This window comes from Azospirillum sp. VT-I1, assembly GCF_055698305.1.
Genome location: NZ_CP168802.1, coordinates 330975 through 355000, shown reverse-complemented (window position 1 = coordinate 355000; position 24026 = coordinate 330975). Strand labels below are relative to the sequence as shown.

Annotated in this window: 6 protein-coding genes and 2 pseudogenes (1 of these 8 only partly in view); 5 read left to right on the top strand and 3 right to left on the bottom strand. The window is 74.3% G+C overall.

The features are described from left to right. Positions 1-224, top strand: partial view of a hypothetical protein gene (locus tag AB8P05_RS15670; RefSeq protein ID WP_472760001.1) — the final stretch only. 367 nt of this gene lie to the left of the window's left edge; 224 of the gene's 591 nt are visible here — the last part of the coding sequence; its start codon lies off the left edge, out of view; its stop codon occupies positions 222-224. Between the two features lie 113 nt (positions 225-337). Here the strand turns inward: AB8P05_RS15670 and AB8P05_RS15665 are convergent, their stop codons facing one another. From AB8P05_RS15665 to AB8P05_RS15655, 3 genes are all read right to left on the bottom strand, one after another. Continuing rightward, positions 338-4747 carry an amino acid adenylation domain-containing protein gene (locus AB8P05_RS15665; protein ID WP_472760000.1) on the bottom strand — a complete coding sequence of 1470 codons (4410 nt, stop codon included), beginning with the start codon at positions 4745-4747 and terminating at the stop codon, positions 338-340. Positions 4748-4751: 4 nt separating this feature from the next. Continuing rightward, a complete protein-coding gene (locus AB8P05_RS15660; protein ID WP_472759999.1) occupies positions 4752-5768 on the bottom strand; it encodes a TauD/TfdA family dioxygenase in 1017 nt (338 codons plus the stop codon). A gap of 82 nt (positions 5769-5850) precedes the next feature. Beyond that, positions 5851-11679, bottom strand: coding sequence for an acyltransferase domain-containing protein (locus AB8P05_RS15655; protein ID WP_472759998.1), 5829 nt, complete (start codon positions 11677-11679; stop codon positions 5851-5853). 281 nt (positions 11680-11960) lie between these two features. Here AB8P05_RS15655 and AB8P05_RS15650 point away from each other — a divergent pair, with 281 nt between their 5' ends. From AB8P05_RS15650 to AB8P05_RS15635, 4 genes and pseudogenes are all read left to right on the top strand, one after another. Next, positions 11961-15269: an amino acid adenylation domain-containing protein gene (locus AB8P05_RS15650; protein WP_472759997.1), complete on the top strand. Its 3309-nt coding sequence runs from the start codon at positions 11961-11963 to the stop codon at positions 15267-15269. Positions 15270-15286: 17 nt separating this feature from the next. After that, positions 15287-19757: pseudogene (locus AB8P05_RS15645) on the top strand (phosphopantetheine-binding protein); the annotation flags it as partial. A 257-nt stretch (positions 19758-20014) separates the two neighbouring features. Further along, positions 20015-21457 (top strand): hypothetical protein, encoded by a 1443-nt coding sequence (locus AB8P05_RS15640; protein WP_472760145.1) that lies wholly within the window; start codon positions 20015-20017, stop codon positions 21455-21457. After that, positions 21367-24005: pseudogene (locus AB8P05_RS15635) on the top strand (condensation domain-containing protein). The gene AB8P05_RS15640 and the pseudogene AB8P05_RS15635 overlap by 91 nt, the downstream one beginning before the upstream one ends. Positions 24006-24026: the final 21 nt, after the last annotated feature.

Genomic DNA, 24026 nt, shown 5'->3' with positions numbered 1-24026 from the left:
TCTACCATGCCGCCACCCTGTCCGATGCGGAGCGTGCCCAGGCCGTCGCCGAAGGCGTGATCCGCCCCGATATGCGCCGCACCGAGATCATCGCTTTCAAGCGGCGCATCCGGACGAACGCCGCCCAATTCAACGATGCCCACCGGACGGCTCTGGAAGCGGAAAGGAAGCGGCTCCTCGCCCGCCTTTCCGACATTGACCGGGCTCTTTCCGAACTCGCCTGACCGCGCCTCGCTTTTCGCCGCCGGGTGGGAGATCAGGAGCGCCGCAGTTCGTCTCTGTCATGCGCGGATCGCCGGCCGCGTCGGAGCCGACGATCCCGCAAGAAGCCATTCCGTCACCGTACCGCCAAAGAGGACAGCAGGGCCGCATGCTCCTCCGCGAGGGCAGCGATGGTGGTGCGGGCGTGGCATTGGGTGGAGAAGGTCCAGTCGATGCGCAGTTCGTCACCGGAGACCTCGGCGTCTATCTCCAGCAGATGGGACCGGGGCGTGACTCCGCTCCGCGTCCGGCCGCTGGACGCCGGGCTGTAGGCGAACAGCGCGCTGCCGGCCAGCGACGCATCGACCTGCCCGAGATAGTTGACCAGCACCTCCCCGGTTCCGCCGCCGGCCAACGGCTCGACCCCGGCCGGCGGCCGGACGAGCAGGCCGAAGCCGTCGCCGTCACCGGGAACGTCGCCGATCTGGGCGAGCGCCGCCTCCGCCGCCGCGGTGCCGCCCCCGGCCGGCAGGTCGAAGAGAACGGGGTGGATCTCGGTGAACCAGCCGACCGAGCGCGACCGGTCGAGGTGCGCCGGGCCGCCATGGCGGCCGTGCCGCTCGCAGTCGAGGCGCAGGACGCCGCCGCCGGCATAGCGGGCCAGCACCGCGCCGACGCTGGCGAGCAGCAGGCGGTGCGGCCCCGGACCGGCCCCGGTCAGGAAGGCGGCCGTGGCCGCCGGGTCCAGCCTCGCGGTGATGGTGCCGGCATGGGCTTCGTCGTTGCCGGCGGCGGCGTGGTCCAGCGGCAGCGGACGGACCGGCCGCGCGAGGTAGGCGGCCCAGGCCTGCCGCACCGGCGCCGCCGGATCGCCGAGCGCCACCGCCGCCGCGGCGAGCGCGTCGGCATGGTCGGCGAAGCTTGCCGAACGATGCGGCTCGGCGGGAGCGGTCCCCGCTTCCAGAGCCAGATAACCCGCCTCCAGATCCTCCATCAGGACGGTCCAGGACAGCCCGTCCACCACCAGATGATGGGCGATGGCATGCAGCCGGTCCGGCCCGTCGCCGTCGGCGGCGACATAGACGAACCGCAGCAGCGGCGGCTGACCCAGCCGGAACCCCGACTGCGCCTTGGCCAGCGCGTCGGCGACCAGCGCCTCGCGCGCCGGTGCCGGCAGGCCGCCGACCTCCAGCCAGGTGACCGGCACCGCGGCGGATGCCGCGGCGACGGACTGACGCCAGCCGCCCCCGGCCAGGGGCTGGAAGGCGAGCGTCAGCGCATCGTGCAGGGTGGGCAGCCGGGCGGCGGCAGCCTCCAGCGTGGCGCGGACGAGCGGACGGCGCAGGTCGAGCGCGATTGCCTGGTTGTACTGGTGCGGTTCCGGCGAATTGCGGTCGAGCAGCCAGCGCTGGATCGGCGTGAGAGGCACCTCGCGTCCGGGAGCCGACGGCGCCGCCACGGGTGCGGCGTCGGTCGCCTCCACGACCTCGGCCAGCCGGGCGATGGTCGGGTGTTCGAACAGCTGCGCCGAGGTCAGCTTCACCCCGGCCTGACGGGCGCGCGCCACCATCTGCAGCCCGAGCAGGGAGTCGCCGCCGAGCCGAAAGAAGTCGTCGTCGATGCCCGGCGGATCGATGTTCAGCACCGCCCCCCAGAGTTCGGACAGGCGCCGTTCCATCGGCGTGCGCGGGGCCTGCCGAGGCCGGCCGGCCTGACCGGCCGCCTCCGGCGCCGGCAGGGCGCGCCGGTCGATCTTGCCGTTGGGAAGAAGCGGCAGGGACGGCAGCACGACCACCGCCGCGGGAACCATCCACTCGGGAAGACGCTGTGCGGCATGGTTGCGCAGGGATTCCGCGTCCGCGGCGGCGCTGGCCGGTACCGCGGCATAGGCCACCAGCCGCCGCTCCCCCGGACGGTCTTCGCGCAGCAGTACGGCCGCTCGCCCGACGGCAGGATGGGAGGCGAGCGCCGCCTCGACGTCGCCGGGTTCGATGCGATAGCCGCGCAGCTTGATCTGGTCGTCGGCGCGGCCGTGGAAGAGCAGGGTGCCATCCTCCTGCCAGCTGCCGAGATCCCCGGTGGCGTAGAGGATCCCGCCGCCCGCCGCCGGATCGGCCAGCGGATCAGGACGGAACCGCTCGGCCGTCAAGTCCGGCCGGTTGAGGTAGCCGGCGGCGACGCCCGGTCCGCCGATCAGGATTTCCCCGGCCACCCCCGCCGGAACCGGATGGCCCGCGCGGTCGAGGACGCGGATCAGCGTGCCCGGGATCGGCCGGCCGATGGGGATCGTCCGCGGCACCGGTCCGCCGGCCCAGCGCCAGACCGTGCTCCACACCGTCGCTTCGGTCGGACCATATTCGTTGTACAACGGCACGGCGGGCAGCCGTTCCGCATGGCGGTCGACCAGATCGGCGGTGCAGCGCTCGCCGGCGACGATCACCGTCTCCAGGCTCTCCAGATCCTCCGGCCAGGCGTCGTCCATGATCGCCGCCCACAGGCCGGGCAGGCAGAGCAGATGCGTCACCTGCCGGCCGGCGACGAGGTCGCGCAGGGCCGCCGCGTCGCGTTCCTCGCCGGGGGCGGGCAGCACCAGCGCGCCGCCCTGCGCCAGCGTCCAGAACAGCCCGGCCACGGAGCTGTCGAAGAACAGCGGCGACAGCAGCAGGTATCGCCCGACCGGACGGTCGTAGGCGGCCATCCGCGCCCGCGTGGAGGCGAGCAGGTTCGCATGGCTGATCGGAACTCCTTTCGGCCGTCCGGTGGAGCCCGACGTGTAGATGACGTAGGCCAGGTCCTGCGCCGCTGGAACGGCCGCCGGCGGTTCGTCCGAACTGGCGGCGGCGCTTTCCGGGTCGATCACCCGCAGGCCGGCAGCGGCCAGACCGTCCGCCTGCGCCGGCCCGGCCAAAACGGCGGTCACGCCGGCGTCGGTCAGCACCGCCAGGAGCCGCTCGGACGGCCAGGACGGGTCCACCGGCACATAGGCAGCACCGGCCCGCAGAACGCCCAGGATGGCGGCGATGGCCAGCGGCGTCCGCGGCAGGGCCACGCCCACGGCCCGATTGGCTCCCGGCCCCGCGCCGGACGCCGCCAGGGTCGCGGCGATGCCGCCCGCCATCCGCCAAAGCTGCCCGTAGTTCAGGTCGCCGCCGGCACCGGCGACCGCCGGCCGCCCGGGATCGCGCGTGGCGATGTCGGCGATCAGGGTCAGCACGCTCCTGTGCGGCGCCGCGGGCAGGTCCACCCCGCGGCCGAAGGCCAGCACCTCGGCGCGGGCCTCCGCATCGGCCAGCGGCAGCGCCGCGATTGGTTCCGCCCCGTCGGCCGCACCCAGCAGGGTGACCAGCATGCGGCCGATGCGGCCGGCGGCCTCCGCGGACAGACAGGCCGGATCCGTCAGAAGGTCGAGCGACAGCCGCCCGCCGGTCAGGCCGGCGCGCAGCAGCAGGACCGCGTCGCCGTCGCCGCCCTCGACGGTTTCGAGGACGCCCCACGGGGCAAGGTCCGGCCATTCGGTCAGGTCGAATCCGACCGGCAGCGCACCGGCCGGGCCGGCCGCCACCGCATCGGGCAGAGCGAACTTGTGGTGGGCCGCGTCGGCGAGTGCGGCGTCCAGCGCCGCCGCGAGGGCGCCCAGCGGACGGTCCGCGTCGACGGCGACGGCCACCGGGACGGCGGCGTCGATGGGGCCGAGCGCCGCGGCGAGTTCGGGCAGGTCACGCCCCGGCAGGGTCACGGCGATGCCGAAGGAGTCCCGGCCGCCGACCCGCGCCAGCAGCGCCGCCCAGGCCGCCAGCAGCCGGGCGCGCAACACCGCCGTGCCGGAGGCGCGCCAGCGGTCCAGCACGGCAACCGCCGCGGCGTCCAGGACGACCGGCACGCGGCGGGGCCGACCAGCTCCCGTCCCCGCCCGCAAGCCGCCGGCCGCGTCCGGCAGCGGCCCCGCGGCCGCCTTTGCCGCGATGCCCTGCCAGAATGCCGCCGCGCTCGCGGCGTGCTCGTCCTCCTGCTGCTGGCACAGCCATTCGGCGATGTCGGCGAACTGGGCGGCCCCTTCCGCCGGCGCGGCGGCGCGGTCGGCGGCAAGCGCCAGCCATTGCGACAGCATCAGCACGGGCGTGACCCCGTCCGCCAGCGCGGCGGACAGCGCCACCCCCAGCCGGTCGGCGTCCGGACCCTGGACCAGCACGGCCCGCCAACCCCGCCCGTCGAGCGGCGCGAACCCCGCCTCCAGCGCGTCGCGCAGCGCGGCCTCGGCCAGTGCGGGCTCCCCGCGGGCGTCGATGACGGCGAAAGGCGGCGGGAAGCCGCCCTCGCGCACGCTCTGCAGCGGGACCTTCAGGCCCGGCGGCACGGGGAAGTCGGTGCGCAGGATCTCGTGGCCGTCGATCAGCCGCGACAGCGCGTCCTCCAGCCGCGCGGGATCGGCCCGCCCGGCGAGCCGGACGGCGGCGGACCAGCCCTGCCGGCCCTCTGCGCCGCGGCGGAACAGCCGCGCCTGGCGCGGCGAAAGGCGGAAGCCCTGGAGGTTATCGGTGGCGCTCATGATCTCAGCACTCCGGCAGGATTTCGCCCATGGCGACATAGACCATGCGGTCGCCGATGTAGGGTTCGCGCGCATGGGCGACGGCGACGTTGTCCAGAAGCATCACGTCGCCCTCCCGCCACGGGAACTGCACCTTCTCGGCCTCATAGGCCTGATTGATCTCGGCAATGACGGAATCCGGGATCGGCGAGCCGTCGCCATAGCGCGTGGCGTAGGGAAGGTCGTCCGGGCCGAGGCTGGACAGCATCGCCGCGGCGACGTCGGGCGCGTAGGAGGAGATGTGGAAGAAGGCGGCATGGTTGAACCACGCCTTGTCGCCGGTGCGGGGGTGGATGCGCACCGCCTTGCGCACCTGCCGGGTGCGCAGCCGGTTGTCGGGCAGCCATTCCGCCTCGATGGCGTTGGCGCGGCAGTAGCGCTCCACCTCGGCCCGGTCGTCGGTCTGGAACACCTCCCGCCACGGCATGCTGATCCCGTCATGGTAGTTGCGGATCAGCATGAAGCCGTGGCGCTCGAACGGCTCGACCAGTTCGGGCCGCAGGCGCCCATGGACCTTCACCACGTCGGCGATCGGCGTCTCCCCGCCGGCCTGGGCCGCGGTCCGGCAGGCGAAGTACAGCTTGAACGGCGCCGTGGTCCAGTACGACCCCTCATTGTGGAGCGCGATGCGCCGGTCATGAGGGTAGGTGGTGGAGGTGTAGACCCCGCCCTGGATTTCGTAGCGCGGGGTGGTCCGGTCGCGGTACTTCAGCGGGCCGCCGCGGCAGGTCGCGGCGAAGAAGGGGTGCAGCGTCTCGGCCGTCTGCCCCTCGAACCCCCGGAACAGCAGGGCGCGGTGTTCCACCAGCAGGGCGTCCAGCCCGTCGATGCCCAGCCGTTCAGCCCAGTCCACGAGTTCCAGGCCGGCGACCGCCGGGGTGACCAGCATGGGGATCGACCGGTCCTCGAACAGGCGGGTGATGCGGACCTGTGCGCGGGGATCGGCGGCAACCGGCCGGCGCCGGGCGATGGTCGATACCATGGGTGAGTCTCTCCTCGCTCAATGGCGGCGGCATCGGCGGGCGCCGCCTGGTGGTGGTCATCGGATGGTCATCGGGGGATAATCATCGGGCCGCGGGTGCCGCCCGCCGCAGTCCGGCAAAGCCCTGGGGCCGTGCGCCGCCCTCCGCCCGCCGGCCATCGGGCCGGCTTGCCCGCACCCGCTCCACCAGCGCGACCAGGGGCTGGCCGGGGTCGGCGACGACCGCGTCGAGGACCGTGGTGAAGGCGTGGGCGACGCGTCCCACGGTGGCGGGGGCGTAGACGTCGAGCGCGTATTCCAGCCGGCCGGCGAGGCCGTCCGCGCCGGGCTCCAGGATCAGGGCGAGGTCGAAGCGGGCCGGTGTCGGCGCCAGCGGTTCCGGATGCAGGACCAGATCCCCGCCCAGGCTGCGCGTGCCGCCATGGGTCAGCAGGGTCATCCAGGTGCCGATCAGCCGCCCGCGCGGCGGCAGCGAGCCGTTGCGGCGAAGCTCCGCGACCAGACGGCCGTGCGGAAGGTCGCCATGGCGCCGCACAGCCTCGACCTGTTCGCGCACGCGCGCCGTCAGCGCCGCGAAATCGGCCGCCCCGCCGCAGGCGACGGTGAGCAGCACCGGGTTGACCAGATAGCCGACCAGCCCTTCCAGTTCCGGATCGTCCCGCCCGGCCAGCGGGGTGCCGACGGCCACCGTTTCCCGTCCGCCCACCGCGTGGAGGGCGGCGGTGAACACGGCCAGCAGCACCATGTAGGAGGTCGCCGACAGACGCTCCGCCAGCGCGGCGACGGCCCCGGTCCGGCCGGCGCCGAGTTCGAAGCGGACCGCGGCGCCGGCGAAGCCGCGCGGTCCGGTCAGGTCAGGCGGCAGCGGCGGGGCGGGCGGGGCGGCCAGCCTCTCCATCCACCAGGACAGCGACTCGTTCCACGCCGCCACCCGTTCGGGGGCGGCGATCCAGGCGGCGTAGTCGGCGAACCGCAGGGCCGGCGGCGGCGGCGGCGGAACCTCCTCCCCGGCATGCAGGCGGTAGAGCGCCTCCAGCTCCGAGAACAGCAGGCCGACCGACCAGTCATCGGCGGCGATGTGGTGCAGCGTCACCAGCAGGACATGGTCGCCATCCGTCATGGATGGAGGGGGTGTGGACGGGCCGGCGACGGACAGCAGGAGCAGCCGGATCATCGGGCCGTCGGCGAGGTCGAAGAGCGCGCGGAATTCGGCCTCCGCGATGCGGCGGATCGCCGTTTCGGCGTCTCCGTCCGCATCGATCCGGACCCGGCGCAGGGTGGTCCGGACCTCTGCAGGCGCACGGACGGCGAGGCGCAGGCCGTCCGCATCCATGCGGAACCCGGTGCGCAGGGCGTCGTGGCGGGCCACCAGCGCGGCGAGCGCGCGCTCCAGCGCGTCGGCGTCGAGGGGGCCGCGCAGCCGGTAGGCTTCGGCGATGTGGCTGGCGCCCGGCTCCTCCTGCTCGATCAGCCAGAGCAGCCGCTGCGCGTCGGTGGCCGGCGGAGGCGCGCCCTCGCGGTCGGCCATGCCGGCGATCCGGGGGGCGCCGCCGCCCGCCGTCCGGCCGCGCACGGCCGCCAGCCGCCGCAGCGCGCCCAGCGTCTGGGCGGCGACGACGTCGGCGAGGGACAGCTCGATCCCGGTTTCCCGCCCAAGCCGGTTGATGAGCTGGATCGCGGTCAGCGACGTGCCGCCGAGCGCGAAGAAGCCGTCGTCGTCCCGCGCGTCCTCGACGCCCAGCAGCGACCGCCAGAGCGCGCCCAGGGCGTCCCCGTCCGCCGCCTGCCGCGTCGGCGGCGGCAGAGATGGGGCAAGGCCGGCGGGCGGCTGCGTGCGCCCGGCGCAGGCGTCCTCCCAGCTTCGGATGCGCGGCGCCAGCGGCCCGGCCGACACATGCACCACCGGTGCCGGCAGCCGGTGTGCCTCGGCCAGGATGCGGCGCAGCGCCGCCCGTCCCGCCGCGGAGGACAGCCCGGCGATGTCGGGCGTGCCGCCGCTCGCGGCGCCGGTCCCATCCCCGGATCCCCAGGCATCCCAGGCGTCCCAGGCGGCGGCGATCCAGCGGGTCGGCCCGCCGGCCCGGTCCAGCCGCCGGCACATCGCCTCCATCCGCGCGTTGGCCCCCGCGTAATGGCCGTAGCCGATGCCGCCCAGGAGCGTCGCCAGCGAGGAATAGGCGACCACCACGCCGCAGGGGATCCCCTCCAGGCCGCGCGCCAGCGACTCCAGCCCGCGCAGCTTGGCCTGGTCGTTGGCGCCGCGCCGCTCGGCGTCGCCCTCGCCGACCGGGGCGAAGACTCCCGCATCGACGCGCCCGGCCGCGTGGATGATGCCGGCCAGTCGGCCATGCCGGTCCGCCAGCTCGCGCAGGAGCCCGGCACAGACGGCCTCGTCGGCGACGTCGCCCTGATGGAGATGAAGACCGACCTGCGGTCCGCCGAGCGCCAGCAACCGTTCCATCCGGCGGGCCAGGGCGGCCGGCACGCGCCCACCGGCGATGGCGGCCGGCCAGTCGGCGACCGGGGGCACCGGGCTCCGGGCCAGCAGATGCAGGTCGACCCGCCTGCCCGCCGCCAGTTCGACGATGGCCTGCGCCGCTTCCACGCCCAGGCTTCCCAGCCCGCCGGTGACGAGCCATGCCCCGGCTGCCGGTCCGCCGGTCTCCGGTTCGGCCGGCAGCGCGGGCGGCACTGGGGGAGGAGGAGCGGAGGGGAGGGGTGCCGAGACCGGTTGCCACTCCACGCCGCCGCGCCATGCCCGCAGGCCGGTGGCCGATGCGTCGCCGGCCAGGGCGGCCAGCCGCGCCGCCGCCTCCGGCCCCGGGTCCGGATCTCCCGGATCGAGGCAGAGGGCGGAAAGCTGCGGCAGTTCCTGCACGGCACTGCGGAACAGTCCCAGGAGGGCGCCGCGGCTCTCGTCCAGCGGCTCGTCCCCGGTCACCGCCAGCAGTCCCGGCACCACCAGGACGAGCCGGGCCGGCCGCTCCGGCAGTCCGGACAGCTCGCGCAGCAGCGCCGCCAGCGCGTCCGCCGCACCGGGGTCCGTCTGCGAAGGGCCCGCCGCGAAGAGGATCGTCAGGGGAAGGCCGGGCGGTGGATCGAGGTCCGGCAGGAGAAGGACGCCCGCATCCCGCGCGACCGCCGCCGCCCGCTCCGCCAGCGCGAGGGATCCCGTGCGCAGGTACCACGCCCCCGGCGATGTTACCGGCGATGTGTCGGGTGGGGGAGGCGGGGCCGGGCGCGGACGGCAGGGCAGCCACGCCGGGACGGACAGCTCGGCATCGGCTGTCCGCCCGGCCTCGGCTTTCGGCGCCGCGGGCGGCGGCAGGGTAAGGCGCCGCCGCAGGAAGGGGGTGCCCGGCAGGGCGACGCGGCGGCGGCGGACCGGGTGCAGGCCGGCCGGGTCGAGGTCGAAGCCCGCCGTCCACAGCCGCGCGGCGGCGCGCATCAGCGTCAGGCTGTCCGACTGCGGATCGTGGCGGTGGCGCATCAGCGGGACGGGCGGCCGGGCGGCCGGCCAGTCCGGATGCCGTCGGGCCAGCGCCGCCAGCGTCTGGCCGGGGCCGACCTCGACCACGGCGGACGGCCCCGCCGCCAGAAGGGCGGAGACGCCGTCGGCGAAGCGGACGGGTTCGCGCAGATGACGGCACCAATAGGCGGGATCGGTCGCCTCCGCAGCGGTCAGAATCCGACCGCTGAGGTTCGAGATCACGGGAAGGCGCGGCGGCATCGGACGCGCCCGAGCCAGTTCGGCGGCGAAGCGCTCCATCATCGGCTCCATCATCGCCGAGTGGAAGGCGTGGGAGGTCCGCAGCAGCGCGCAGGCGACGCCATCCCGTCCCAGCCGCTCCGCGAAACGCTCGACCGCCTCCGGCGCGCCGGACAGCACGGTGGCGGACGGGCCGTTGACCGCCGCGATGGACAGCTCCGCCGGCAGAAGGGCGGCAAGCCGCTGCTCCGCCATGTCGACCGCCAGCATCCGGCCGGCCGGCAGCGCCTGCATCAGCCGGCCGCGCAGGGCGACCAGCCGCAGCGCCTCCTCCGGCTCGAACACCCCGGCCACGCAGGCGGCGGTGTATTCGCCGAGGCTGTGCCCCAGCATGACGGCCGGCTGCAGTCCCCAGGAACGCAGCGTCTCCGCCATCGACCAGCCGACGGCGACGATGGCGGGCTGGGCGATGGCGGTCTGCTCCAGCCGCGCATCGCCGTCCGGGTCGCGCAGCAGCTCCAGCAGGTCGAGGCCGAGGATCGGGCGCAGCACCTCCCGCGCGCGGTCGAAGGCGGCGGCGAAGGCCGGCTCCGTGTCGTACAGGCCGAGCGCCATCCCGGCATGCTGGCTGCCCTGGCCGGAAAATAGCAGGCCGAGGCTTGGAGGCTCCCCGTCCGTCCGGCTGCCCTGAAGCAGGCTGCCGGGATCGGTGAGCGCCGCCGCCAGCGCCGCTCCGTCCTCCGCCGCCGTCGCCGCGCGGAAGGGACGGGCCGTCCGCCCGGCCAGCAGCGTGTGGGAGACGTCGGCGAGGTCGAGCGCCGGATCGGCGGCCAGCGCGCGCGCCAACTGGCCCGCCGCCATGTCGCGGGCGGCCGGGCTGCGGCCCGACAGGACGACGAGCTGCGCCTTGCGCGCCGCCGCCGGCCGGACCGGCGCGTCGGCGCTGCGCAGTACCACATGGGCGTTGGTGCCGCCGACCCCGAAGGAGCTGACGCCGGCCCACAGCCGGCCCGGCCCGAGCGGAAGCGGCGTCTGCGGAACGAAGAAGGGGCTGTCGGCGAGATCGGCCGCCGGGTTGCGGATGCCGGGCGTGGCGGGAAGCAGGCGGTGGTGCAGGGCCAGCGCCGCCTTGATCAGCCCGGCGACGCCGGCCGCGGTGTCGAGATGGCCGAAATTGGCCTTGACGCTGCCCAGCGCGCAAAAGCCCTTGCGCGACGTCCGGCGCGCGAAGGCGCGGGACAGGGCGCGCAGCTCGATGGCATCGCCCAGCCGCGTTCCGGTGCCGTGCGCCTCGATGAAGGCCATCCGGTCCGGATCGGCCCCGGCGACGGCGAGCGCCTCCGCGATGGCCGTCGCCTGTCCGTTGACCCCGGGCGCCGTGAAGCCGACCTTGTCGGACCCGTCGTTGTTGATGCCGGATCCTTCGATGACCGCATAGACGGTGTCGCCGTCGGCGACCGCCTCGTCCAGCCGGCGCAGGGCCACCACGGCGGCGCCGTTGCCGAACACGGTGCCGGCCGCCGCCTCGTCGAAGGGGCGGCACGCGCCGTCGGGCGACTCGATGCCGTCGCGCTCATACAGGTAGCCGCCGGTCTGCGGCAGGCGGATCGAGGCGCCACCGGCCAGCGCCATGTCGCATTCCCCCAGCGCCAGGCTCTGGCAGGCGAGATGCACCGCCACCAGCGAGGTCGAGCAGGCGGTCTGCACGGTGACCGCCGGGCCGCGCAGGTTCAGCAGATAGGCCGCGCGCGTCGCCGCGAAATCCTTGTCGCTCCCCAGGAAGGCCTGGAAGGCGCCGCTTCCGGTCTCGCCGCCGCCGGAGGCGCGCCAGAGCCACCCGCTGACCCCCACCCCGCCGAACAGGCCGATGCGGCCGTCGAACGATGCGGGCGGGTGGCCGGCCCCCTCCAGGGCGCCGAGCACGCATTCCAGGAAGATGCGCTGCTGCGGATCGATCGTCGCCGCCTCGGCCGGGGCGAGGCCGAACAGCTCCGCGTCGAAATCCTCGGCCCCCGCGACCACCCCGCCGACGGGCACACAGTCGGGCCGGGCCGCTTCCGCCTCGTCGAGACCGGCGGCGCGCAGCTCGTCGGGCGAGAAGCGGCGCAGGCAACTGCGCCCCGTCGTCAGCGCCCGCCACATTTCCGGCACCGAGTTGCAGTCCGGGAACCGCCCGTCGAATCCGACTATTGCGATCTTCATGGTCTTTTTCAGTTGTTTCCGTGATCTACGCGCTGCCCGCCCCTGTCGACGGTCCGTGAAAATCATACAAATGCAGTATAGAGCATGCAGAATAAGCATGCCGCTGTATGGATAATATTCATATTCCCGTAAAGAACGGATTCAATCCAACAATAAACACAAAGCAAGCCTCTGCGCGCCAGTATTTTTGTATGCAGGAGTCTAAAAAATCGAATTGACCTCTATAAGTTTCCCATACACCATCGAAAGATGCTTAGGAATTGGTAATATCATACAAAAATATGGTCACATCTCGCGACAATTCATCCGTATGCAGCGTCACTCCTCTGCAGGAGGGGATGCTTTTTCATTCTTTTATAGGGGATGGCGCCAACGCCTATGTCGGCCAGATGTCCTGCCTGCTGCGCGGGCCGCTGGCTGTCGAAGCCTTCTGCAGCGCCTTCACCGGCGTGGTCGCACGCCACGATGCGTTGAACGCCGCATTCGTCACCGGCCCGGACGGACGGCCGATGCAGCTCACCGGTCCCGTCCGGCCGCCGCCCATCCTGATCGAGGATCTGCGCGCGCGGCCGGAGGAGGAGCGGCAGCGGCGGGTCGCGGCCTATCTGGCCGACGACCGGGCTGCGCCGTTCGACCTCGCCCGGGCGCCGCTGATGCGCTTCGCCCTGTTCCGGCTTGCCGACGATCTGGTGCGGATCGTGTGGACCCGCCACCACGCGGTGATGGACGGCTGGTCGGTGAATGTCGTGATGGACGAGCTGATGTCCTGGTACGGCGCCATGCTGGACGGAGCGGCGCCGTCGCTGCCGCCGGCGCCGTCCTTCCGCGGCTTCGTGTCCTGGCTGGCGAACCGCGACGGCGCGGAGACGGACGGCTGGTGGCGGGAGCGGCTGAACGGGTTCCGCGAGCCGACGCCCGTCCTTCCCGAGGAGGTCCTCTCCCGCTCCGCCACACCGGCCCGATCGCTGGTCGAGCTGAGCCGGCCGCTGGGCGCGCGCCTGTCGTCGCGCCTGCGCGATCTGGCGCGGGCGCGGGGGGTGACGCTCGCCACTGTGCTGACGGGGGCCTGGGCGATCCTGGTCGGCCGCTACAGCCGCAGCGACGACGTGCTGTTCGGCCTGACCGTGTCCGGCCGTCCCGACGACCTGCCGGATGTGGAGCGCACCGTCGGTCTCTTCGTGAACACGGTTCCGGCACGCATCCGCATCGTGGAGGAGCGGCCGCTGGGCGCGTGGCTGGCCGGCCTGCAGACCGAACTGGCCGCCATGCGCCGGCACCAGCATGTGCCGCTCGCCTCGCTCCATCGCCATACCGAGATGCCGCAGGACCGCGCCCTGTTCAGCCACATCCTGGTCCTGGAGAACTATCCGCTGGCGCAGGCCGCCGGCGGCGGCGCCCGCTTCGGCGATCTGGCGGTCGAGGATTACTCCTTCATCGACCAGACCAATCTGGCCCTGAATGTCGGCGTCATTCCGAACGAGGACATGACCTTCCTGGCGGTCTACGACCCGGACCGGCTTCCGGCCGCCGCCATGGAGCGGCTGGCGTCGAACTTCCGCACCCTGCTGGAGGCGATGGCGGCGACGCCCGACCTGCCCGTGGGGGCGCTGCCGGTGTCCGGCCGGGCGGACGGCGCGCTGCTCGCCGCAAGGCTGGGCGGCCCCGTCACCGGCCGGGCCAAGGACGGGACAGGCCACCGGCCGCTGGCGATGCGGATTCTGGACCGGGCCGCCGCCGCGCCCGCCGCGCCGGCCGTGCTGTTCGAGGGGACGGTCCTCGGCTATGGCGATCTCCTGTCCAGGGCGGGGGCGCTGGCGCGCCGCCTGCGCGGACGCGGCGTCGGCCGGGAGACGGTGGTGGGGGTCTGCCTCGACCGCTCGCCGGAGCTGGTCGTCACGCTGCTCGGCATCCTGCTGGCCGGCGCCGCCTATCTGCCGCTCGCCACCGACGATCCGCCCGACCGTCTCGCCTCGCTCGCCGCCGATGCCGCCGCGGCCCTGGTGGTGGCCGGGGATCGGGCGCCGGTCTTCGCCGCGGCCGGCCTGCCCGTGCTGCCGCTTGCCGATCTGCCGCTTGCCGATCTGCCCCCCGCCGATCTGCCAACCGCCAATCTGCGGAACGACGCGGCAGCCTCCTTCGATCCACCCTCCTGCGATCCGGACCAAGCGGCCTATCTGCTGTTCACCTCGGGCTCGACGGGCAAGCCGAAGGGCGTGGTGAACACGCAAGGCGGCCTGCTCAACCGTCTGGACTGGATGCAGGCGGCCTATCCCATCGGCCCCGGCGACCGCGTGCTGCAGAAGACCCCCTACACCTTCGACGTGTCGGTGTGGGAGTTCTTCTGGCCGCTCGCCCAGGGCGCGGCCATCGTGCTGGCGGCCCCGGACGGGCACCGCGACCCGGGCTATCTGCGCGACCTGATCCGCAGCGCGGGCGTCACCGTGACGCACTTCGTTCCGTCGATGCTGCGCGCCTTCCTGGCCACGCCGGGGATCGAGGCCTGCACCGGCCTGCGACGGATCGTCTGCAGCGGCGAAGCCCTACCGGGCGACCTGCGCGACCTCGCCCACGCCCATCTTCCCGCCTCCGTCCACAACCTCTATGGCCCGACCGAGGCGGCCATCGACGTCACCTATCACGACTGCACCCGCGACGAGACCGGACCGGCGGTGCCCATCGGCCGCCCCATCGCCAACATCCGCATGCTGGTGCTGGACCGTTTCCATCGGCCGGTGCCCTACGGCGCGGTGGGGGAACTGGCCATCGCCGGGATCGGGCTGGCGCGCGGCTATGCCGGCCGGCCCGCCCTGACCGCGGAGCGCTTCGTTCCCGACCCGGCCGCGACGGTCCCGGGCGAGCGCTGCTACCTGACCGGCGACCTCGCGCGGCTGGACGAGGACGGGCGCCTGATCCATCTCGGCCGCATCGACCAGCAGGTGAAGATCCGCGGGCAGCGGATCGAGCCCGGCGAGGTGGAGGCCGCGCTGTGCGCCGACGCGGAGGTCCGCGACGCAGCCGTCACCGTGGCCGCGGCCGGCACCGAGGCGGCGCGTCTCGTCGCCCATGTCGTACCCATGCCGGACGCCGACCGCGCCGGGCTGGGCGAGAGGCTGCGCGCGCGGCTCGCCACCAGATTGCCCGCGCACATGATCCCGGCCCGCTTCGTCCTGCACGAGGCGCTGCCGGCGCTGTCCAGCGGCAAGCGCGACCTGAACCGCCTGCGCGCGCTGGCGGACTCGGATGCGGCTCCGGACGCGACCGAACGCCGGTTCGACGCCCCGCGCGATCCGGTGGAGGAGACGGTCGCCGCGCTGTGGGCGCGGGTGCTGGACCTGCCGCGGGTCGGCATCCACGAGAACTTCTTCGAGATCGGCGGTCATTCGCTGCTGCTGACGCAGGTCGGGCTCGGCATTGCCGAGGCGTTCGGCGTCGAGGTGCCGCTGCGCCGCCTCTACAACCTGCCGACCGTGGCCGCCATGGCGGAGGCCGTCGTCGAGGCGGAGCTGGCCCGCCACGACCCCGCCGAGGTCGAGCGCCTCATGGCGGAAATCCTGAACGCCGACGGCGCCGCGCCGGCTGGCCCGACCTGACTGCGAAGGGCGGTTCGATGCGCATCCTGATGACGATGAACGTCCCCTACACCCGGTTCGAGGGCGGGGCGAACCGGTCCAACCGCCATCTGCTGGAAGGGCTGGCGGCGCGCGGCCACCGGGTGGCGGTGGTGACCCCGGCGCTGGCGGCGCCCAGTTCGATCACCCATGACCAATGGCGCGCCGACCTCGCCCGGCGCGGGGTCGGGGTCGCCGCCGACGGCGCCGCCGACCGGCTGGTGCTGAGCGGGGTGGAGGTGACGGCGGTGCGGGAGCAGCGCGACATGCGCGCCGAGCTGCGCCGCGTCGCCACCGCCTTCCAGCCCGACTGGATCCTGGTGGCCAGCGAGGACCCCTCGCAGACCCTGCTGGCGGCGGCGCTCGACCTCGCGCCGCAGCGCGTCGCCTATATGGCGCTGACGCCCCAGCTCTATCCCTTCGGGCCGGAGGCGCTGTATCCCGGCGCTGAGCGGACGGAGCTGGTGCGCCGCTGCGCGCTGGTGCTGTGCCTGTGCGACATCGTCGCCTCCTACATCGAGACGCATCTGGGCCGCCCGGCCGCGGTGTACCAGCCGCCGCATTTCGGCAGCGGACCGTTTCCGGTCCATGACAATTTCGACGGCGGCGCCGCGCTGCTGATGAATGCGGGGACGGTGAAGGGGCTGCCGATCGTCGCGGGCCTGGCGCGGGCGCTGCCGCACCGCCGCTTCGCGGCCATTCCCGGCTACACCACCACCCCGGCCGACCGCGAGCTTCTCGCCTCGCTGCCCAACATGGAGCTGTGGGGGAACGAGCCCGACCTGGATGCGATCTTCGCCCGCACCGCCGTGCTGCTGATGCCGTCGCTGTGGATGGAGAGCTTCGGCATGGCGGTGGTGGACGCGATGCTGCGCGGCATCCCCACCCTGGCGGCCGACCATGGCGCGCTGCCGGCCGCCAAGCTGGGCACCCGTTACCTGCTGCCGGTCAGCCCGATCGTCCGCTATCTCGACCGGCTGGGGCCGAACATGCTGCCGGTCCCGGTGGTGCCGGACCAGGACATCGCCCCCTGGCGTTCCGCGCTGGAGGGGCTGCTGTCGGACCGCGGCCTCTACGCCGAACAGTCTGCCGCCATGCGCGCCGCGGCGCTGGCCTATCTGGACACGCTGTCGGTCGAACCGTTCGAACGGCTGCTGGCGGAAGCCATGGCCCGGTCAGACCGTCAATCCGGAGCGGCCGAAGCGGTCCTGGAGCCGCCCCCGTCCGCACCGCCGGCCTCCCCGAACCTAGCCTCCCCGGCTGCGGCCGCCGCGGCGCTGACCCCGGCGCAGCGGGCGCTGCTGCTGCAAAGGCTGAAGGGAAAGGCCCCGGCCGCATCCCCGGCCACAACTGCGGCCATGCCGGCATTCGCGCGCGCGCCGCGCAACGGTCCCTTGCCGCTGTCCTTCGCCCAGCAGCGGCTGTTCTTCCTGCACCGCGTGGCGCCGGACAGCGCCGCCTACAACTGCCCGAGCATGCTGCGGCTGCGCGGCCGGCTCGACGACGACGCGATGGAGCGTGCCCTGCTGGCGCTGGCCGACCGGCATGAGGCGCTGCGCACGCGCTTCGTCATGCAGGGCGACCAGCCGGCGCAGCTGGCCGACCTGCCGCCGCCCGCCCCGGCCTGCGCCGATCTGTCCGGCCTGCCCGCAGGGGAACGCGAGGCGCGGCTTTCCGGCCTGCTGGCGGCGGAGGCGGCCCGCCCCTTCGACCTCGCGAACGAGGCGCCGTTCCGCGCGCTGCTGATGCGTCTGGCGGCGGACGACCATGCGCTGTTCCTGAACCTGCACCACATCGTGGCCGACGGCTGGTCGGCCGGCATCCTGCTGGGCGAGCTGGAGCGGCTCTACACCGCCTTCGCGGCCGGCCGGCCGAACCCGCTGCCGGCCAAGGCACTGGACTATGCCGATTTCGCCGCATGGCAGCGCACGCCCGCCGGCAGCGCAGGCCACGCGGAAGATCTGGCCTACTGGACCGCCGCGCTGGCCGGGGCGCCGGCCGTCATCGACCTGCCGCTCGACCGGCCCCGCCCGGCGGTGCGCCGCAACGCCGGCCGCAGCCTTCCCGTCGCCCTGCCGCCCGAGGTCGCGGCGGCGGTCAAGGCGCTCGCCGCCCGCTGCGGCACCACCCCCTTCGTCGTGCTGCTCGCCGGCTGGCAGCTTCTGCTGCATCGGATCACCGGACAGGACGACATCGTCGTCGGCAGCCCGGTCGCCAACCGGAACCGGCCGGGAACCGAGGGGATCGTCGGATTCTTCGTCAACACGCTGGCCTTTCGCGGCGATTTCACCGGCAGCCCCAGCTTCGCCGCCGTGGTCGAGCGCCTCCGCCGGACGGTGACCGACGGGCTGGCGCATCAGGACCTTCCCTTCGAGCTGATCGTGGAAGCGCTCGCCCCGGAACGCTCGCGCAGCCACGCGCCGCTGGTCCAGGTGCTGTTCGCGCTGCAGACGGCGGACGGCGGCCTGCCGATCCTGCCCGGCCTCGACGTGTCGGCGCAGCCCGTCCATTCCGGGACCGTCAAGTTCGACCTGAACATGGAGCTGACGGAGACGAGGGGCGGCGGGCTGGACGGCACGCTGGAGTACGACGAGGAGCTGTTCGACGAGGCGACGGCCCGCCGCCTGATCGGCTGGTGGAGGACCCTGCTGGCCGCCGCCGTGGCGGCACCCGCAAGTCCCATCGGCGCCTTCCCCCTGACCGCGGCGGGGGAGCCGTCCTCCATCATCGCCGGGCCGGCGCCCTTGCCGGGACCCGCGACGGTGGACGCCCTGTTCCGCCGGCAGGCCGTCCTCTCCCCCAACGCGGTGGCCGCGGTCTGCGGCGGTCGGTCGCTGACCTATCGGGCGCTCGACCGCGCGTCGGACCTGCTGGCAGCGCGGCTGGCCGGCGCCGGGGCTGGACCGGGCCGTGCGGTGGGGGTTTGCCTGTGGCGGTCCCTGGACCTCGTGGTGGCCGTTCTGGCCGCGGTGAAGACCGGGGCCGCCTGCGTTCCGCTCGACCCGTCGCTGCCGGCCGAGCGCACCGCCTTCATGGCCGAGGACACCGACCTGCGCGTCGTGGTGGCGTCGCCCGATCTGGCCGGCCGCACGCCGGGCCGGCCGGTGCTGACCATAGGCGAGATGACGGCGGGCGATGAGGCCCCGCCGTTCCACCCGCCCGTCATCGCCCCCGGCGACGCGGTCTACGTGCTGTACACCTCCGGCTCCACCGGCCGGCCGAAGGGGGTTGCGTTCCCGCACGCGGCGCTGGCGAACCTGATCCGCTGGAACCTGCGCAGCCTGCCGGGGGCGCCGCGCATGCCGCTGTTCGCCTCGCTCGGTTTCGACGCCAGCTTCAACGAGATCTTCACCCCCTGGCCTCCGGCGGCACGGTCCTGGTGCTGGACGAGGAGGAGCGGCGCGACCTCGCCGGCCTGCCGGACCTCTACGCGCGCCGCGGCGTGGACCGCGCAATCCTGCCGGTGGTGGTGATCGAGATGCTGGCGGAACGCGCGGCGGGCGGCGGGCTGCCCGACCTGCGACTGCGCCACCTGATCTCGACCGGCGAGCCGCTGCGCATCACCTCGGCGCTCGCCCGCATGCTGGAGGAGCGGCCGGAACTCACGCTCCACAACGACTACGGGCCGACGGAGACGCACGTCATCACCTCGCTGCGGGTGTCCGCGCGCCGCGACCTCTGGGCGCCGTCCCCCCGGTCGGCCGGCCCATCGACGGCTGCCGCTGCTACATCCTGGACCGCCACCTGAACCCGGTGCCGCCGGGCTGCGTCGGGGAGCTGTATCTGGCGGGCGACAACGTCGCGCTGGGCTATCACCGCCGGGCGCGCCTGACGGCGGAGCGCTTCCTGCCCGATCCCTTCGGCGCGGCGGGCGACCGCATGTACCGCTCCGGCGATCTGGCGCGCCTGCGCCCCGACGGCGAGATCGAGTGCCTGGGCCGCGTCGATTTCCAGGTGAAGATCCGCGGGCTGCGGATCGAGCCGGGCGAAATCGAGGACCAGCTGCGCCGTCACCCGGCGGTCGAGGATTGCGTGGTGCTGCCGCGGACCGGCGCCGACGGGGAGAAGCGGCTCGTCGCCTACATCCCCACCGGGGGACGGCCGCTGCCGCCGGCGGCGGAGCTGCGGGCGCATCTGAAGCGGACGCTGCCCGACTACATGGTGCCCAGCCTGTTCGTCGCCCTGGATGCCTTTCCGCTGAACCACAACGGGAAGGTCGACCGCGCCGCGCTGCCCGCCCCGCCCGACCGGGACGAGGCGGAGGGGGAGGCGCCGTCCGGCTCCGTCGAGGAGCGGCTGGCGGCGATCTGGGGCGAGGTGCTCGGCCGCCGCATCGGCCGCGGTGACGACTTCTTCGCGCTGGGCGGCCATTCGCTGCTGATGCTCCGGGTCGCCGCGCGCATCCGCGACGAATTCGGCGTCGACATCACCATGCTGTCCTTCTTCGACGGACCGACCGTGGCGCAGCAGGCGGCGGCCGTGACAGCGCTTCTGGCGGAGCGGGAGGACGAACTGGCCCGCCTGCTCGACGAGATCGAGGCGGCGGAGCCGCAGGCCGCCTCCCCGTCCTCGTTCCGGCGTCTCCGGCCGCCTCCGGGCCGCTGCCCGGCGGGGAGGCGGTGGCCGCCGCCCTGCGGACGGCCGCGGCGGGACGCCTGGACGCCGCACCTCCGATCGCCGGGCTTGCCGTGCCGTCGGGGAACCGGCCGGACAAGCTTCGCCGCGCCGTGGACTTCTATCTCGGCAACGCGACCGCCCATGGCCGCCGGCTGGAGGCGGTGGTCTGCAGCAACTCCGCCGACCCGGCGGAGGACGGCGAGCGGCGCGCGGTGCTGGCCGACGCGGCGCGGCGCCACGGCCAGAGCATCCTTTATGCCGGCGAGGCCGAGCGGCGACGCTACGCCGCGGCGCTGGCCCGCGAGTCCGGCGTGCCGGACCCGCTGGTCCGCTTCGCCCTGTTCGACGACGCCGGCATCGGGCGGCCCTACGGCATCAACCGGAACGCGCTTCAGCTGCATTTCGCGGGCGAAGCCTTCCTGATGGCCGACGACGACACCCATGGACCGCTGCGCGCGCCCCCGGCGCACGGCCCCGGCGTCGCCTTCACCGCGGCGCCGGGCGTGTCGGAGATCCGCGTCATGACCGGCCGGGATGCCGGCGAGGCGCTGGCCCCGGAACTCGCCGTCGATCTCGTCGGGCTGCATGAGGGGCGGCTGGGCGCCGCCGTCGCCGCCGTCGCCGCGCCTGCGAACGGGATGGTGGAGGTGCTTGACGGCGCGCCGGCCCGCTTCGACGGGCTGCTGAACGGCGAGGGGGTGGTGGTCGCCACCTATCACGGCTGGGTCGGCGACAGCGGCTGGCCGGCGGCGGACGACGCCCGGTTCCTGACCGGCCGGTCCTGGCGCCGCCTGACGCGGTCGGAGGACGACTATCGCCGCGCGCTGTCCAGCCGCGAGCTGGTACGATTCGTCGAGCGGCCGACCTTCAGCCGCGCCGACGAGCTGTTCCTGCTCGCCTGCGGTCTGGACGGACGGCAGGCGCTGCCGCCCTTCCTGCCGGTGCAGCGGCGCGACGACGTGCTGTTCGGCGCCATGACGACCCGCTCCGTCCCGCGCGGCTGGAAGCTGCATCTGCCGGAACTGGTCGAGCATGACGAGCCGCGCGGCCAGCTGCGGCTGGAGGCCGAGCCGGTGGACCTCGCCCTGCTGGTCGAGGCGCTGCTGGAGGATTGGGACGCCGCCGGCCCGTCCGGCAGCGAGGCTTCGCCGCTGGTGCAGCTGGGGCGCTGGATCGCCGACGCGGCGGCCTTGCCGCCGGCCGACTTCGCCGAGCGCATGCGGGCGGCGGTGGTGCGGCACGCCGGGCGGCACCTGGACGAGCTGGAGGCGCGCGCCGCCGCCTGTCCGTCCGACCGCGCCTTCTGGGCGCGCGACATGGAACGGGTGGTTGCGCTGGGACGGACCGCCCTGGCCCGCCCCGACATCCACCTGCCGTCGCTTCTGACCCGCGGCCTGCCGCGGAGCGAGGCGGAACGCCGGGTCCAGGGGCTGCTGCTGTCCTTCGGCCGCCTGTGCGAGGCATGGCCCGATCTGGCCATGGCCGCCCGCCGGTTGAGGACGGCCGGGGCCGGCCTGGGCGTGCCGCTGCTGCAGAAGGAGGAGGTGCCATGACCGACGTCGCCGCCCGCATCGCGCGCCTGTCGCCGGAACAGAGGCGCCTGCTGGAGGCCCGCCTTCAGACCGCGGCCCGTCCGTCCCAGGCTTCCGGCGGCGGCCTGCGCCGGCCGGCCGGCACCCCGGCCGCCGCCAGCCACGGCCAGCGCCGGATGTGGGTGATCGACCGGGCGGAGGAGGGGGCCTCCGGCAATGTCGTGCCGGTCGCCTTCCGTCTGCGCGGCGGGCTGGACGCCCACGCGCTCGAACGGGCGCTGGCCCTGGTGGCCGGACGGCACGACGCCCTGCGCACCGCCTTCCGCGAGCAGGACGGCCTTCCCGTGCCGGTGCCGGCCGCCGATCCCGTCACGCTGGTGCGCCGCGACGCCGCCGACGAGGCGGAGGCCGTCGCCATCGGCGACGCGGAAGCGGCCCGGCCCTTCGACCTGTCGCGGTCGGTGCTGCGCACCGTGCTGATCCGGCTGTCCGCCGACGATCACGTCCTGCTGGTCGTCGTCCACCACATCGCCTTCGACGGCTGGTCGGCCGGCATCCTGCTCCGCGAGCTGGCGGCGGCCTACGACGCCTTGGCCCGGGGAGGGAGCCGGCGCTGGCCCCGCTCCCGCTCGACTATGCGGACTGGGCGTGGAACGAGCGCCGGACGCTCGACGGACCGGCGCGCGACAAGCTCGGCGCCTTCTGGCGCGACCGGCTGGCCGAGGCGCCGGCCGCCCTGGTCTTCCCCGCAGCACTGCGCCCGCCGGAACCGCCCGCCCGCGCGGTGCCCGCGGCGGTGGCGCTGGACCTCTCCGGCCCAGCCTACGACGCGCTCGCCGCCTTCTGCCGGCGTCATGCCCTGACCGCCTTCGCGGTGGTCCTGGCCGCGCTGGAGGGCGCGCTGGGCTGGCTGTGCCGGACCGACGATCTGGTCGTCGGCACCCAGAGCGCCAACCGCGGCGCGCCCGGCGCGACGGAGATCATCGGCCTGTTCAGCAACCCGCTGCCGGTGCGGGTCGGGCTGAACGGGGCGGACGGTGCGCCGTCCGGCTTCCTCGACCTGTGCCGCCGCACCCGCAGCGCCGTCGCCGCCGCCATCGACCACGAGGCGCTGCCCTTCGACCGGATCGTGCAGGCGGTCGGCCGGACCGGGCGGGACGCGCGCCAGCCGCTGTTCAACGTCTCCTTCAGCCTGATGGCGCAATCCCTCGACCCGCTCCGGGCGGGCGGCCTGACTCTGGAGCCGATGGAGGCCGGCGGGCAGGGCGACTTCACGCCAAAATACGACGTGGCCGTCCTGGCGACTGACAGCGGCAGGGCCTTGGGCGGCGCGCTGGAGTACGACCCGCGGGTGCTGTCCGCCGCCGGAGCGGAACTGCTGCGCGACCTGATGCTGCGCCTGCTGGAGGCGGGCATCGCCGATCCCGGCACGCCACTCGATCGCCTCGACCGGCTGCCCGCCGCCCTGCGCCGCCGCCTGCTGGACGAGGCCGGCGGCCCGGCGCCCGACCTGCCGCGGCTGGACGGCCTGCCCGGCATCGTCGCGGCCGCCGCGCAGCGGCATGGCGACCTGCCGGCGGTCGAGTTCGCGGGCAGGGTGCTGAGCTTCCACGCGCTACGCCGGGCGGCGCGGCGGCTGTCCCGCGTCCTGGCACGCGCGGGCGCCGGGGCCGAACGGCCGGTGGCCTGCTTCCTGGAGCGCTCCGTCGAACTGCCGGTGGCGGTGCTCGGCATCATGGGTGCGGGCAGCGCCGTTCTCGTGCTGGACACGGCGCAGGCCGGCGCGCGGCAGGCCGGCATCCTGGCCGCGGCCCGGCCGGCGGCGCTGGTCACCACCAGCGCCCTGCGCCCGCTGCTTCCCCCCGGCGACTTCGCCGTCGTCGAGATCGACGGGCTGGACCTGTGCGGCGACGCCCCGCAGCCGGACGAGCCGGTCGGCGCTGAGGATCCCGACCTGGACCCCGCCCTGGACCCGGATTCGCTCGCCTACCTGATCTTCACCTCCGGGTCCACGGGGGAGCCGAAGGGGGTCATGGGCCATCACCGCGGCCTGGCGCTGCTCGCCGAGGGCCAGCACGAGGCCATCGGCCTGAAGCCGGGCGACCGCATGCTTCAGTTCGCCGCCCTGACCTTCGACGCCTTCCTCTGGGAAATGGTGACGGCATGGCGTGCCGGCGCGGCGCTGGTGCTGGCGCCGCGGGAGGAGACGCTGCCGGGCCCCGGACTGGTCGCCCTGCTGCGCGAACGCCGGATCACCGCGCTGTGCGTGCCGCCGTCGGTGCTGGCCGCCGTACCGCCGGACGATCTGCCCGATCTCGGCGTGCTGATCGTCGCCGGCGAGGCCTGCCCGGCCGAGATGGTGGCGCGCTGGGCGGACGGGCGGCGTATGGTGAACGCCTATGGCCCGACGGAGGCGACGGTCTGCGCCACCACCGACCTGTGCCGTCCGGGGGCGCCGCCCCCATCGGCCGGCCCGTCGGCGGGCTGCGCGCCCATGTGCTGGATGACCGGCTGGAGCCGCTGCCGCCCGGCGTGGTGGGCGAGCTGTACCTGTCCGGACCGCAGCTGACGCGCGGCTATCTGGGACGCC

Excerpts from the sequence above, each read along its gene's own strand:
- AB8P05_RS15655 (WP_472759998.1), bottom strand. The coding sequence starts at position 11,679 with ATGAAGATCGCAATAGTCGGATTCGACGGGCGGTTCCCGGACTGCAAC.
- AB8P05_RS15650 (WP_472759997.1), top strand. The coding sequence starts at position 11,961 with ATGGTCACATCTCGCGACAATTCATCCGTATGCAGCGTCACTCCTCTG.
- AB8P05_RS15665 (WP_472760000.1), bottom strand. The coding sequence starts at position 4,747 with ATGAGCGCCACCGATAACCTCCAGGGCTTCCGCCTTTCGCCGCGCCAG.
- AB8P05_RS15660 (WP_472759999.1), bottom strand. The coding sequence starts at position 5,768 with ATGGTATCGACCATCGCCCGGCGCCGGCCGGTTGCCGCCGATCCCCGC.